A 13,050-nucleotide genomic window follows, 5' to 3' on the forward strand; every position below is an offset into this window, starting at 1 on the left:
CGCTTTATTATTTTAATTCCAGTGCTACGACGCCCTCCACATGATTCGTCTGTGGGAACATGTCGACCGGCGTGACCGGACTGATGTCATACCCTTGCTCGTTCATATATTTCAGGTCGCGCTGCAGTGTACTCGGGTTGCAGGATACATAGATGATCTTCTCAGGTCTGACTTCGGCAAGTGCTTCCAAAAACTCAGGATGGCATCCTTTCCTCGGTGGATCGACGAAGACGACGTCGGGTTTCACTCCCTCTTTGACGAGTTTCTTCATCACTTCCTCCGATTTGCCCAGATGGAACTCGGCATTCTCCGCGCCGTTCAATCTGGCATTTTCCCGCGCATCCTCCACTGCGGAATCAACAACTTCTATACCGATGATCTTCCCTGCATGGTCTGTTGCCGACAGCCCGATCGTTCCGATGCCGCAATACGTATCGATGATGATCTCGTCACCTTTCAGATCGGCCGCTTCCAGTGCTTTCCGGTAAAGTTTCTCCGTCTGTTCATGATTCACCTGATAGAAGGATCTCGCCCTGATCCGGAACTTTTTCCCGAGCAGTGTATCTGTGATGTAGTCCTCTCCGTAGAGGACGTCCGTCCTGTCACCGAATATCACGTTCGTCTTTTCCGGGTTGATGTTCTGGACGATGCTTGTGACCATCGGGAACGTTCCGATGATGGCTTTGTTGATGTCGGTGAAGACATTTTTCCTGCCGTTGGTCACGAATGCGACCTGCACTTCCGAGTCATCGTTGTTGGAACGGATGATGACGTGGCGCAGCAACCCCTGATGCATGGCTTCATCATAGACGGACACTTTCTCTTTGTTGAGCAGTTCTTTTATGAAGACCATCAGATCATTGTGGATCTCCTTTTGGATCAGGCAGTGTTCAATGTCGACGATATCGTGGCTCCTCGGCTTATAGAATCCCATCTCCACACTGCCGTTGTTGAATTTCACAGGAATTTGGGATTTGTTGCGGTAGTACATCGGTTCATCCATGCCGACGGCGGGGTTGATGTCTTTACCCAGCCCTGCCATACGGTTGATGCTCTTGTCCATCGTCCCTTTCTTGAAGGCAAGCTGCTCCGCATAGTTCAGCGTCTGTATCTGGCACCCGCCGCACTGATAGTAATACGGACACGGGGGATCTATGCGGTTTGCAGACGGTTTGATGAACCTCTTGACTCTGCCGAAGCCGAATTTCCTATTGGCTTTTATGACTTTGACTTCAATTTCCTCCCCGACGAGTACGTCGGGCACGAAGATCGGATAGTGGTCCACTTTGACCACTCCCATGCCTTCATGCGTATAGTCCGTCACTGTTTTTGTATAATATTCATTCTTGGTTACTGCGGTCATATTCATCCCTCTTACTCCAGATTGATTTCATAGTGGCTGAAGCCGTTTTCCGTTTCCTTCACATGCTTGATCGGCTGGCCTTTCATTATATAATCCTTCGCCTTTGTCGCTGTGTCCATCCTGTATATGCCCCGAGGCAGAATCCTCATGGGGTCACGCAGTTCAAACTGCGGGCCGCTCCTCATGTAATCGATGACGATGTCGCGCACACTGGCCTTTGATTCGTGCAGTATTTCAGCATCCCGCAAAAAAGGTGTATAGGATACGCGGTAATTGTTGGCGGGGACGATGAATTCATCATCATCCTCGACCCCCCTGCCCATATACTTCACTTCAAACACCCGCCGCGAGTCATTGATCTGTTTGGCTGTACTATCATACTTGGGCGGATGGGTAATGTCAAAGGCATAATCGAGGTCAAAGAACGTATCATAGTTATAACCGGGGAAGCCGTCCCTGGAACGGTTCGACCTCAATAAAAACCCGTCCCCGTCCGGAATGATGAACTGCGATGCACTCCACTCCAGCCATTCCCTGAGCGTGGTCCCGTCAATTTTGATGATGATCAGGGCATTTGCATGCTTGTACAGATCGATCGCTTCCGCCAATGTCACCGGCCCTGCTTCAAGCACTGTAAAGTCATGAGGGCCGTCCCGCCCCGCTTTGACAGCGGCATTGAAGCCGAGGACCGGCAGGTTTTCAAGCTCACCGGTTTCAATCAATCTTTTTGTATATGCTTTACCCGCTTCCGCCACCACCTGGACTGCTTTTGAAGGGAACAGTCTCGAGAAATAAGTATGCCAGGTGCTGTCGATCTCTCCGATGGGCGTAGACAGGTACTCCAGCACCTTTTTGTGGAAAGGTTCATATTTATCGGTGAGGCGTGGGTCCAACTGTGTTTCTTGAGTATCGATCAGGCAGGCCGACCGGTGCCTGATCTGCCAGCCCTCCGCTGTCCTTTCGACTTCAAAACTGAGCTTTCCGGCATGACTTCCGTACACGCCGGGCTGGACCATCGGTTTGTTGTTGATTGTCCCTCTTTTGAAATCGATGGTGCCGATCGATACATCAAAGTCCCTGTCCGGAAAGAATTCATGTGTGTGACCGAACACGATGCCGTCCACATCCCGGATCATGGTCATCAGGAGCGTCTGGTTCTCACCGTATTTTTTCAAGTGGTCCGGATTTTTACTCAGGCCGGAATGCGAAAGGAGTATTGTGAGATCGGCGCCGGCCGCTTTCATCTCGGCGGCTGTTTTTTCCACCGTCGTCCGCATATCCGAAACATTGAGCCGGCCTTCCAGATGGAACGCATCCCACTTCAGGATCTGTGTCGGCACGACGCTCAGGAAGCCGATCTTTATCATCCCCTCGGGCGTCTCCTTCTCAAGGATTGTATAGGGCAGTACCCGTTCCTTCAAGGGATGATCCATGAAATCCACATTGGAGTTTATGATTACAGGTCTGAGGCCCCCGTAGACAGAATGGAGGTAATCCAGTCCGAAGTTGAATTCATGATTGCCGATGCCGATTACGTCGTAAGTATCATTTATAATCCGGGGCAGGAGCCGGTGGCCATGACCTGCTTCAAAGTCATAATCGTTCCAGACGTCGCCCTGCAGAATGTCACCGTTATCGACAGTCAGGACCATCTCATCGGGACGCGCCTCCCTGTAGCGGTCGATATAGGATTTAATATGGAGAAGACTTGTATTTTTCTCTTTGCCGCTGAAATAGTCATATGGATAGACGGCGCCATGGACATCCGTCGTAGCGAATACTGTCAGCTTCATAATGCACCTCGAAAATGTAGTAGTTCCCATTATATCAGATAGGGAAGTATATAGGCATACCATCCCCGATAACGGGTATAGACCAAATGATCAAAACTGAAAGTGGTGAGCTATTTGTATAAGGATCTGTTTGGCAGGACCGCAGTGGTGACCGGCGGCTCAAGCGGTATCGGAAAGGCGGTTGTTGAACGTTTTGCCGATGAAGGCATGAATGTGATGTTTTCGTATCACAGTGACAGTGAATCGGCGGATAGGATAGTGGATTCCCTCGATGCTGACAGGGTCAGAACGATGAAGTGTGACGTAACTGAAGAGGAGGAAGTGATTGCCCTAATCAGAGAGACAATAGGACATTTCGGCGGTGTCGATATCATGGTCAACAATGCCGGCATCCAGGCCGATGTGCCGAGCCATGAACTGTCAGTCGACGATTTCGACAAGGTGATCAGTACAAATCTGCGCGGTGTCTTCATCGGTTCCAAAGAAGTGATCAGACATTTCCTGGATACCGGCAGGAAAGGCAGCATCATCAACATATCAAGTGTCCATGAAATCATCCCGTGGCCCCATTATGCGCATTACACTGCAAGCAAGGGCGGTGTGAAAATGCTGACCCAGACGCTCGCCCTCGAATATTCAAGGCTCGGCATCCGGGTAAACAACATTGCACCGGGCAGCGTCAACACACCGATCAACGAAGATTTCTTCTCCAATCCCGAAGAAAAGAAAGGGGCGGATGATTTCGTGCCGATGGGATTCGTCGCAGAACCCGAGCACATTTCCAGCATCGCGGCATTCATGGCATCTGATGAATCAGTCTATATCACCGGCCAGTCCATTGTCGCTGACGGCGGACTGAGCCTGTATCCTTCCCACCGCAACCCGGAACATGATGGATAGAATGATATTGTAAAAAGTATTTTCGGTGTTCAGACTGAAGGTGCTTTATCAATTTCTTTTATTTTCTTTTTTCTTTCTCGCTTTTTCTTTCTTATGTTTTTTTTATTTTTGTTTTCCTGTCCTTTTCCTCCTGTATTTTCTGGTCGACTTCATGCATTTCATTCTGATAGTTCTCTTCTGTGTCTCCGGTGGCGGGCAGGAACGGTGTTTTGTTATGGTCCACCCTTCTGCCGAACCTGATGAGGTTATACATGACCATCCCGTTGTTCGGCATGCCGTTCAGTGTCTTCATCGGAATTGCATCAAACAGCACGTAATAGAATGCATAGAATATGAAACGGTTCCAGAAAGTATCATGCTCCGCCATATAACCATTGGCGAGCAGCGCATTTATTATGACACCGACGATGACATTGGCCATGATCGGACTGGTATACAAAAAGATGTGTCCATATTTTCCGTTCCATTTCATGCTGTCATAGGAAAACCAGCTGTACAGCTGGTAATACCTGCGCATAGCAAATATGCCTATCTTGAACAGGCGGGGCATGTCCCCAGGGTAATCCTCGGATTTTTTGCACCGAGCAGCATCGCTGCGAACAGATATCCAATTTCCCTGAGCAGCACAATGACCGGCAGTATGAAAAATATTGATATTACGAGAGAAATCAGTTCGGATATTCCGAACATATACGACACCCCTGCTCTCCGTATACTTGTGCCCTCTCTGCTGCGATGTATGTCAGTTATATCCCACCCCGCAGCCCAGGTGAAACCATTAAAAAAGATCCCCTGCGGGATCTTTTGACTCAATAGCCGTATACATCTTTTTGTATATGTACTTTATAGAATGATTCCGGCACCCTGACTTCCAGGTGCTCTTTCATATTTTCGAAATGGGCCGGCAGGACGCCACCGAACTCTCCGTCCAGATTGAGCTGCACTTCCTCATATGAGGAGATATGGACATCCTGGGCTTTGTACACATGAACTTTGGGATGCTTCAGATGTTCGCCCCGTGTGGCCAGGGTCAGTATATGACCGAGTTCCGCAAGGCTTGCCTCCTCTACGATGATCAGTGAAAAGTATCCGTCATTGAACTCCGCATCCGGCACCAGTTTGTCAAAACCGCCGATCGAATTGGTCAGTCCCAGCAGGAACAGCATGACCTTGCCTTCAAAAATATTGCCGTCATAATCGATCCTTACATTGGAGCTTCTGATCTGGGGCAGCATTTCAATCCCCTTGACATAATAGGCAAGCGGTCCGATGATTGCCTTCAGTTTACTCGGCGCTTCGTAGGAGACTGCGGTGATCTTGCCGCCCCCGCCGATATTCATGAAATATTTGCTGTTCATCCGCCCCAGGTCGATCCGGGCGGTCCTGCCGTCCACGATCGTATCGATCGCATCCAGTATGCCGGACGGGATATGCAGCGCTTTGGCAAAATCGTTCACAGTCCCCGTCGGCACGATGCCGAGTGCCGGACGATCCTCAAAACCGGCCATGCCGTTGATCACTTCATTGACCGTACCGTCTCCGCCTGCGGCAACGATGAGGTCAAAGTCCATCTCACATGCTTTCGCGGCAGCAGAAACCGCATCCCCCTCTCCGGTGGTCGCGTGCGCACTCGTAATATATCCATTCATTTCCAGCCGTTCAAGCACAGCTGCCAGTGATTCTTTGAATATCTCTCTGCCGGAGGTCGGGTTGTATATGATTCTCGCAGTTTTCATTTCTTTCTCCTAATTTCATGTTTTGAATATGAGTAGAACAAATAGACGCTGAGTAAAAACACAACAATCTGCAGTATGCGGGTCAGAGCAGGCATATCGAGTGCTGACATGAAAATCATGAGTCCGATCAGCACAAAGTTCAGGACGAATAAAAACCTATACAAATTCAGCATCCCCGGGCTGGCCGGTAATCGCGAGGAACAACCTTGACTTTTCCGCCTGATACTCCGCCCTGCTGATCCTGGATTCCAGGTAATCATCTTTGATCTCTTTCAACCGGCATGCATACGATGGATTTTCATTGATGCAGTCCCTGCAGTAAAGGATGTCATCCTTCCGCTTTGATCCGTACTCCATCAGTATGAAGTTCACCGCAAATTCTTCATAGGGACAGCGGAGAATCGTCACCCCCTTATAATAAGGACTGACTTCTTCGACGACTTCGTACCCTTCCTCGATCATATGTCCCGGGAGTTCTACCGGCAACTGGCTGTTTTTGACAAGCAGCAGTATATCTATATCCCCGGGAAGTGCGGCCGGCCCGAGACTTGTCGACCCGACATGGTGAACTTCCATCGCCACTGATTTGTAATGATTGAGTATATCGAGTGTCGCCTTAATATAACACTCTGATGCTTTTTCATATAATAAGCTGTCATTCATTGTTTATCATTCCTATATATCATTCACAAACAGATTTGTGTATAATTAATTTGACAATTTTTTTATTTTTCATATTATACCATATACCATTGAAAGTATGAACATCCCATATCAAGGAGGCCACCATGAAAAATGTATTAATCGTCATACTGCTCATCGTATTTGGCGCCGGGCTGTATGTAAACTTTGGCATGAGCCAGAATATTGATCAAACAGATATCATCTCCGGGACCTCACAGGAGGAAACAGAGGAAAACAGTGAAGACAGCGGCTCTGAAACATCCGGTGAAGATGGAAACGCCAGTGATGAAGCCGGTGATGACCTCGCTTTCAGCCAGGAACCACTGCAGGAACGCTACACCCAGGCCGTGGAAAATAATGAAGCGCTCATCATCGACGTCCTTCTCCCTTCGTATTATACAGATGGTTTCATCGAAACGCTTGCGGGGCAGTTCGGAAGTGACCACATCGAGTTCAACCGCATCGACGTAGATACCAACACCGTCGGCCTGACAGAACTTACAGTGAGCGACAACAGCGACGCCGTCATCATGGATGCGCTGCAGATCAGGGACTACAACGACGAGGTCCTGCCCGAGCGTGATACAGACAACCTCACCAGCGCCTACATGAATATCTACAACAGCGGCAAGGTCGTATACATTCTCGGCAATCCGAACGTACACGAGCATGAAAATCTCGCAGCTGTCCTTGCAGAAGATCAGACGTATCTTACGGAAAACGACTACTTCTACATCGACAACCAGAACACTGCGCCAGACGGCGAATTCTACGATTACGATGCCGGCACTCTTACAGAAGAAACAGAAAGCATCATTGCAGAAAACATTTATGGATATATGACCGAATAAAATTGAAGAAACGACGATGAGGCACCGGATCCGACTGGATCCGGTGCTTTTATGGCTGGTGTGGAACTGGAATTCTTGTTCTCTTATTGTCGTTTTTGATTCGATGACAAGAGACGGTCTTCTCTTATTATCGATCGGCAATCGATGATAAGCCGGGACGTTCTCTTATTTTCGATTTAATTTCGAAGACAAGAAACACCCCTGCTCTTATTGTCGTTTTTGATTCGATGACAAGACGAGCGGTTCTCTTATTACCGACCGGCAATCCATGATAAGCCGGGACGTTCTCTTATTTTCGATTTAATTTCGAAGACAAGAAACACCCCTGCTCTTATTGTCGTTTTTGATTCGATGACAAGACGAGCGGTTCTCTTATTACCGACCGGCAATCCATGATAAGAGCTGCTGCCTCTCTTGTTTTCGATTCCATATCGATAAAACCCCGCCTCTCACATCAATGAATAAAAACCAATAATGTGAGCAGCATCCTCTCACCTCAATGAGTCTGAAACGTTGAGGTGACCCCGCACGCCTCACCTCAACGAAAATCAGCCGATGAGACGACCCGCCGCCAATATAAAAACGCACACCGGAAAGGTGTGCGTCTCTATGACAAATCTATCTTTTGTTGATTTCTTCAAGCAGGATCTGATTGACCATTTTCGGGTTGGCCTGTCCTTTGGATTTCTTCATGATCTGTCCGACGAGGAAGCCGATTGCACGGTCCTTCCCGTTTTTGAAGTCTTCGATGGACTGTTCGTTGGCATCGAGTACCTCTGTGACCATTTCACCGAGGATCTCAGGGTCTGAAATCTGTTCCATGCCAAGGTCCTTGACGGTCTTCTTGGCATCTCCGCCTTTTTCAACCAGTACAGTAAATACCTTTTTTGCCTGTTTGCTGGAGATTGTGCCGTCTTCGATGAGCTTGATCATGTCTGAAAGGTTTTCCGGTGTGAGTGCGGTATCACTTAGCTCCACCTGGTTTTTATTCAGGTATTCACTCACGCCGCCCATCAGCCAGTTGGATGCTAGTTTCGCATCTGCCTGGTTGGATTCGACCATCTCATTGAAGAAGTCCGATGTCTCTTTTCTGAGTGTCAGAACGTGTGCATCATACGCCGGCAGTTCATATTCGTTGACGTATTTTTCCTTGAGCGCATCCGGGAGCAGCGGGATGCTTTCACGGATCCTGTCTTTCCAGTCCTGGTCGATGTGGATCTCCACAAGATCGGGTTCCGGGAAGTATCTGTAGTCATCTGAGCCTTCTTTGACACGCATGAGAATCGTTTCGCCTGTTTTCTCATCAAAACGGCGTGTTTCCTGTTCGATGGCACCGCCCTTCATGAGGACTTTCTCCTGGCGTTTCTCCTCATGCTCGAGGCCCTTCCTCACAAAGTTGAAGGAGTTCAGGTTCTTGAGCTCGGCTTTAGTGCCGAATTCCTGTTGTCCGTAAGGGCGCAGTGAAATGTTGGCATCACATCTGAGTGAGCCTTCTTCCATCTTCACATCGGATACGCCTGTGTACTGGATGATCGCCTTGAGTTTTTCAAGGTATGCATAAGCCTCTTCCGGTGTACGGATATCGGGCTCTGAAACGATCTCCACAAGCGGTGTGCCCTGACGGTTCAAATCGACAAGTGAATGATCGTCCTTATGCGTGGATTTCCCCGCATCCTCCTCCAGATGGAGGCGGGTGATTCCTATACGCTTCATTTCACCGTTCACTTCGATGTCGATCCAGCCGTTCTCTCCAATCGGTTTGTCGAATTGGGATATCTGATATGCTTTCGGATTGTCCGGATAGAAGTAGTTCTTACGGTCGAATTTTGTAACATCAGCGATGTCCATGTTGAGCGCCATGGCGGCTTTCATACCGAAGTTGACCGCTTCCTTGTTCGGCACCGGGAGCGTGCCCGGATATGCCAGATCCACGACACTCAGGTTGGAGTTTGGACCGGCACCGAAATGTGCAGGCGCATCTGAGAACATCTTCGTGTTCGTTTTCAGTTCAACGTGGACTTCAAGCCCGATTACTGTTTCGAAATGCATCATCGCACCTCCAGCTGCAGCTTTTTCAATTCTTCATGAAGATTGAACTGCTCTTCGAATTTGAATGCCGCATTATATATTTTCTTCTCATCAAAATGATTGCCGATGAGCTGCAGTCCGATCGGACGCCCGTCCCTGGAAAGACCACTCGGAATGGAGAGTGCAGGCATGCCTGTCAGGTTCGCCGGCACTGTCAGGATGTCGTCCTTGTACATCTGCAGGCTGTCATCACTCTTCTCACCGATGTCATATGCCGCCGTCGGTGTCGTCGGCCCGATGATAAGATCGTATTCAGAGAATAACTGTTTCATTTCGCCTTCAAGCAGACTGCGCAGTTTCTGCGCCCTGATGTAGTGCTGGTCATAATGGCCGGCACTGAGTACGAAAGTTCCAAGGAGGATCCTGCGTTTGACCTCGGAACCGAACCCTTCGGAACGTGTTTTCTTATAATGCTCTTCAAGGGTTTGTGCGCCTTCAGCCTTATAGCCGTAACGGATGCCGTCGAATCTTGCAAGGTTCGCACTCGCCTCACTGGATGCAATAAGATAGTACGCGCTGACACCGTATTTGGTATGCGGGATGGAGACTTCCTCCACCGTTGCACCGAGTGACTCGAATATTTCGGCCGATCTTCTGACCGATGCACTCACTTCGTCATCGATACCTTCACCGATAAATTCCTTCGGCAGCGCAATCTTCATACCGCTCAGGTCGCGGTCGATGCCTTCGAGGAATTCAGCTTCGACACCGGGCATGCTCGTTGAGTCTTTGCCGTGGCTGCCCGAAATGATTTCAAGAATTTTTGCATTATCCCTGACATTACGTGTAATCGGGCCAATCTGATCCAAGGAAGATGCGAATGCCACAAGGCCGTATCTTGAAACGCGCCCATATGTCGGCTTCATGCCCACAACACCGCAGAATGCAGACGGCTGGCGTACGGATCCGCCGGTATCAGAGCCGAGTGAGAACGGCACATATCCGGCTGCAACTGCTGCTGCAGACCCGCCTGATGAGCCTCCCGGCACTGCTTTTGTATCCCACGGGTTGCGTGCAGGCTTGAAATAGGAATTTTCAGTGGAACCGCCCATGGCAAACTCATCCATGTTCTGCTTGCCCATCATCACCGGGTTCTCTTCATTCAGCTTGTCCATGACGGTTGCATCATAGACAGGGTTGAAATCTTCCAGCATGCGGCTCGCACACGTCGTCAGAATATCCTTGGTGCAGATGTTATCCTTGATCCCCATCGGGATACCGAACAGTGCACCATCCATCCTGTCTTCCGCCTGCAGACGGTCCAGCTCCTCCGCCCGCTTCAGCCCCTCTTCTTTATTGACAAATAAAAAAGAACCGATTGTCTCATCAGACGCCTCGATCCGCTCGAACAGCGCACCCACAACTTCTGAGGGCTTTATCTCTTTCGCTTGTATCTTTTCATACAGTTCTTCAACTGTCAGTTCATGAATATTCACGTTAAACCTCCCTATAGCATTTTCGGCACTTTGAAGTAGCCCTCTTTCGTTGACTTGGCATTTTTCAGTGCCTCTTCCTGTGTAAGCGGCTCTGCCACTTCGTCTTCACGGAGCACATTGTTCAAGTCCAGCGCGTGGAACATCGGCTCTGTGGAGCTGAGGTCCAGATCATCCAGAAGATGTGCATAGTTGACAATTCCGTCAAGCTCCTTGGTAAATGCTTCCGCTGCCTTTTCATCTTCAAGCTCGATCCTTGCAAGATTGGCGACATGCTTCACCGTGTCCTTATTAATCTCAGACATTCCGTTCCCTCCATTTCTAATTAGAACATTTAAATTTTATCAAATATCCCGGTAAAAATCTATCCAACCGGCATTTTCCCATATCCCAGGACAAAAGTGTATTATTTTACCATTATTTTCTGAATATTCGTTGTAATACAAAAACTCTGTAGTATAATTAAGTTGTGTAATTTTATCCCGCTATAATCGTTATTATGTCAGGGGATACAGCGTATCGGGTGCGAGAAATACACAAATTCAATTTGCAATACAAAACCAGTTTTTGTATTGTGACTAAGGGGAGGAGATTTATAATATGATTTTAAACGCAGCGTTAAGTTCTGAATTTACCTTTACAGCCGGCTGGGAACAGTATTCGATGATGGCTGTATACTTTCTGATCCTGATTCTGATCGGCTATTATGCCTACAAACAGTCCACATCGAACCTGAATGAGTACATGCTGGGCGGACGTAGCATCGGACCATGGGTCACTGCCCTGTCTGCCGGAGCATCAGACATGTCCGGGTGGATGCTGATGGGGCTTCCGGGAAGTATGTACAGCGTCGGCCTGTCCAGTGTATGGATTGCCATCGGCCTTACAGCCGGTGCCTATGTAAACTATTGGGTTGTTGCTCCAAGACTGCGCGTCTACTCTGAAGTATCGAAGGATTCGATTACGCTTCCTGACTTTTTCGAGAACAGATTCAGGGATAGCAGTCACATGCTTAAAATTGTCTCAGGTCTTGTAATTGTCATTTTCTTCGCTGTTTATACAGCGAGCGGCATGGTCTCCGGAGGAAAGCTTTTCCAGAGTGCATTTGATCTTCCGTATCACTGGGGATTATTTGTTACTGCCATTGTGGTCGTTGTCTATACATTCTTCGGGGGATATCTGGCAGTCAGCCTGACGGATTTCTTCCAGGGTACAATCATGTTCATCGCAATTGTATTGATTCCGATCGTAACCTGGATGAATCTTACTGGACAGGGCATAGAACCATTCGTCAGAATTGAGGAGCTCGGTGCACTTGCTGACATCGACTATCTATCGTTCATCAGCGGTGTTTCAATCATCACTATACTGAGCAACCTGGCATGGTTCTTCGGATACTTCGGACAGCCGCATATCATCGTCCGTTTCATGTCCATCAGATCACATAAGATTATTCCACAGGCCCGTCGTATTGGCATAACTTGGATGGCAATTTCATTGATCGGTGCCTGTCTGACCGGGCTTTTGGGCATTGCGTTCACTGACGCTACACGTCATGCTGTCGCCGATCCGGAGACGATCCTGATACTTATGAGCCAGGTGCTCTTCCATCCACTGATCGGCGGATTTTTCCTGGCAGCAATTCTTGCAGCAATCATGAGTACAATCTCTTCACAGCTCCTTGTCACTTCCAGTTCACTTGTACAGGATTTCTATAAATTGATCCGTGCCAAAGTGATCGGAAAAGAGACAAAATCCGATGAAGAACTGGACAAACTGTTCGTTCTCATGGGAAGACTTTCCGTTATCCTTGTTGCGCTTGTTGCAATCATAATCGCATGGGATGACGAATCTGTAATTCTGAATATCGTTGCAAACGCATGGGCAGGATTCGGTGCTGCATTTGGACCACTCGTTGTACTTTCCCTGCATTGGAAAGGCATGACCCGTTCAGGTGCGGTAGCAGCAATTGTAGGCGGTGCAGCAACAGTAATCATATGGGTCGCAGCAGGCACTTTTGGTACCGAACTCTACGAAATGATTCCGGGTGTCATCGTTTCAACACTTGCAGCTATTATTGTGAGTAAGATGACGCAGGATAAAGGGGTCACTGAGGAGATCAAAGCAGAGTTTGATGAAACAGAACGAATTCTGAAAGAAGAAAGATAACACAGGAATATTGGAAAAACGCCCGCCGGAATT

Annotated in this window: 13 protein-coding genes; 3 read left to right on the top strand and 10 right to left on the bottom strand. The window is 48.5% G+C overall.

Translation table 11 applies throughout. The features are described from left to right. Nucleotides 1-7: 7 nt before the first annotated feature. Nucleotides 8-1,363, bottom strand: a complete 1,356-nt coding sequence (gene rlmD, locus WN59_RS08290) for a 23S rRNA (uracil(1939)-C(5))-methyltransferase RlmD (protein WP_046515805.1) — start codon at nt 1,361-1,363, stop codon at nt 8-10. A gap of 11 nt (nt 1,364-1,374) precedes the next feature. After that, nucleotides 1,375-3,156: a 5'-nucleotidase C-terminal domain-containing protein gene (locus tag WN59_RS08295; RefSeq protein ID WP_046515621.1), complete on the bottom strand. Its 1,782-nt coding sequence runs from the start codon at nt 3,154-3,156 to the stop codon at nt 1,375-1,377. Nucleotides 3,157-3,270: 114 nt separating this feature from the next. On the opposite strand from WN59_RS08295, the gene WN59_RS08300 reads away from it, so the two are divergent. Then, entirely contained in the window at nt 3,271-4,056 is a 786-nt protein-coding gene (locus WN59_RS08300) for a glucose 1-dehydrogenase (RefSeq protein ID WP_046515622.1), read from the top strand. Between the two features lie 91 nt (nt 4,057-4,147). Here WN59_RS08300 and WN59_RS08305 read toward each other — a convergent pair whose 3' ends face one another. The 5 genes from WN59_RS08305 to WN59_RS08315 form a co-directional block, all read right to left on the bottom strand. Continuing rightward, entirely contained in the window at nt 4,148-4,573 is a 426-nt protein-coding gene (locus WN59_RS08305; RefSeq protein ID WP_231577183.1) for a hypothetical protein, read from the bottom strand. Nucleotides 4,574-4,584: 11 nt separating this feature from the next. Next, the gene (locus tag WN59_RS13830) at nt 4,585-4,746 is read right to left on the bottom strand and encodes a hypothetical protein (protein WP_231577185.1); all 162 of its coding nucleotides are present in this window, start codon (nt 4,744-4,746) and stop codon (nt 4,585-4,587) included. Nucleotides 4,747-4,865: 119 nt separating this feature from the next. Next, entirely contained in the window at nt 4,866-5,792 is a 927-nt protein-coding gene (locus tag WN59_RS08310; protein WP_046515625.1) for a diacylglycerol kinase, read from the bottom strand. Next, entirely contained in the window at nt 5,789-5,956 is a 168-nt protein-coding gene (locus tag WN59_RS13745) for a hypothetical protein (RefSeq protein WP_197073403.1), read from the bottom strand. Before WN59_RS13745 ends, WN59_RS08310 begins: the two co-directional genes overlap by 4 nt. Beyond that, a complete protein-coding gene (locus tag WN59_RS08315; RefSeq protein WP_046515629.1) occupies nt 5,949-6,455 on the bottom strand; it encodes a GrpB family protein in 507 nt (168 codons plus the stop codon). The genes WN59_RS13745 and WN59_RS08315 overlap by 8 nt, the downstream gene beginning before the upstream one ends. A 125-nt stretch (nt 6,456-6,580) precedes the next feature. On the opposite strand from WN59_RS08315, the gene WN59_RS08320 reads away from it, so the two are divergent. Then, nucleotides 6,581-7,327: a hypothetical protein gene (locus WN59_RS08320; protein WP_046515631.1), complete on the top strand. Its 747-nt coding sequence runs from the start codon at nt 6,581-6,583 to the stop codon at nt 7,325-7,327. A gap of 618 nt (nt 7,328-7,945) precedes the next feature. Here WN59_RS08320 and gatB read toward each other — a convergent pair. Genes gatB through gatC form a run of 3 tightly spaced genes read right to left on the bottom strand, consistent with a single transcriptional unit; the run spans nt 7,946 to nt 11,153 of the window. Then, nucleotides 7,946-9,376 (bottom strand): Asp-tRNA(Asn)/Glu-tRNA(Gln) amidotransferase subunit GatB, encoded by a 1,431-nt coding sequence (gene gatB, locus WN59_RS08325; RefSeq protein WP_046515633.1) that lies wholly within the window; start codon nt 9,374-9,376, stop codon nt 7,946-7,948. Beyond that, nucleotides 9,376-10,851 carry an Asp-tRNA(Asn)/Glu-tRNA(Gln) amidotransferase subunit GatA gene (gene gatA / locus WN59_RS08330; protein ID WP_046515635.1) on the bottom strand — a complete coding sequence of 492 codons (1,476 nt, stop codon included), beginning with the start codon at nt 10,849-10,851 and terminating at the stop codon, nt 9,376-9,378. The genes gatB and gatA overlap by 1 nt, the downstream gene beginning before the upstream one ends. 11 nt (nt 10,852-10,862) lie before the next feature. Then, nucleotides 10,863-11,153 carry an Asp-tRNA(Asn)/Glu-tRNA(Gln) amidotransferase subunit GatC gene (gene gatC / locus WN59_RS08335; protein ID WP_046515636.1) on the bottom strand — a complete coding sequence of 97 codons (291 nt, stop codon included), beginning with the start codon at nt 11,151-11,153 and terminating at the stop codon, nt 10,863-10,865. 295 nt (nt 11,154-11,448) lie between these two features. Between gatC and putP the strand changes: the two genes are divergently transcribed. Next, nucleotides 11,449-13,017 (top strand): sodium/proline symporter PutP, encoded by a 1,569-nt coding sequence (putP, locus tag WN59_RS08340; RefSeq protein ID WP_046515638.1) that lies wholly within the window; start codon nt 11,449-11,451, stop codon nt 13,015-13,017. Nucleotides 13,018-13,050 lie beyond the last annotated feature (33 nt).

Source organism: Salinicoccus sediminis, assembly GCF_000986795.1.
Lineage (GTDB): Bacteria > Bacillota > Bacilli > Staphylococcales > Salinicoccaceae > Salinicoccus > Salinicoccus sediminis.

Excerpts from the sequence above, each read along its gene's own strand:
- rlmD (WP_046515805.1), bottom strand. The coding sequence starts at position 1,363 with ATGACCGCAGTAACCAAGAATGAATATTATACAAAAACAGTGACGGAC.
- WN59_RS08295 (WP_046515621.1), bottom strand. The coding sequence starts at position 3,156 with ATGAAGCTGACAGTATTCGCTACGACGGATGTCCATGGCGCCGTCTAT.
- WN59_RS08305 (WP_231577183.1), bottom strand. The coding sequence starts at position 4,573 with ATGCGCAGGTATTACCAGCTGTACAGCTGGTTTTCCTATGACAGCATG.
- WN59_RS13830 (WP_231577185.1), bottom strand. The coding sequence starts at position 4,746 with ATGTTCGGAATATCCGAACTGATTTCTCTCGTAATATCAATATTTTTC.
- WN59_RS08310 (WP_046515625.1), bottom strand. The coding sequence starts at position 5,792 with ATGAAAACTGCGAGAATCATATACAACCCGACCTCCGGCAGAGAGATA.
- WN59_RS08315 (WP_046515629.1), bottom strand. The coding sequence starts at position 6,455 with ATGAATGACAGCTTATTATATGAAAAAGCATCAGAGTGTTATATTAAG.
- WN59_RS08320 (WP_046515631.1), top strand. The coding sequence starts at position 6,581 with ATGAAAAATGTATTAATCGTCATACTGCTCATCGTATTTGGCGCCGGG.
- gatB (WP_046515633.1), bottom strand. The coding sequence starts at position 9,376 with ATGCATTTCGAAACAGTAATCGGGCTTGAAGTCCACGTTGAACTGAAA.
- gatC (WP_046515636.1), bottom strand. The coding sequence starts at position 11,153 with ATGTCTGAGATTAATAAGGACACGGTGAAGCATGTCGCCAATCTTGCA.
- putP (WP_046515638.1), top strand. The coding sequence starts at position 11,449 with ATGATTTTAAACGCAGCGTTAAGTTCTGAATTTACCTTTACAGCCGGC.